This window comes from Pseudomonas sp. 05N432 (genome assembly GCF_056396945.1).
Genome location: NZ_JBFTMM010000093.1, coordinates 1 through 425, shown reverse-complemented (window position 1 = coordinate 425; position 425 = coordinate 1). Strand labels below are relative to the sequence as shown.

Sequence of the window (425 nt, the reverse complement as noted above, 5' to 3'; positions counted from 1 at the left end):
GTTTTACCAGCTTCGATGTTGATTACGGCGCCATTGCTGAGCGTGACAGTCATCGGCGTGCCCGCCGGGTTGCTCAAGGTCGCGGTGTAGGTGATCTGGCCGCCTTCGGTAATGGTGTTGCTGGCGGTGAGCGTCAGGCCGGTGTTGTCGATCGAATCGGTAATCGTCGTAACGGCCGGGGTGGTGCTCGGGGTCAGCTGCTCGAAGTTGCCACCGGTGGTGCTTTCGATGGTGGTGCTGACGGTGCTGCCGTTTTTGTAGACGTCGTTGGCCGGGGTATCGACCACCACCGAGCCGGTGGTTTTACCAGCTTCGATGTTGATTACGGCGCCATTGCTGAGCGTGACAGTCATCGGCGTGCCCGCCGGGTTGCTCAAGGTCGCGGTGTAGGTGATCTGGCCGCCTTCGGTAATGGTGTTGGTGTT

At 60.2% G+C, this 425-nt stretch carries 1 protein-coding gene; it reads right to left on the bottom strand.

Features of this window, described 5'->3' with window-relative positions; genetic code table 11:
• On the bottom strand, nt 1-425 hold a 425-nt coding region (locus AC1DHT_RS29385), incomplete at both ends, for an immunoglobulin-like domain-containing protein (RefSeq protein ID WP_477761610.1).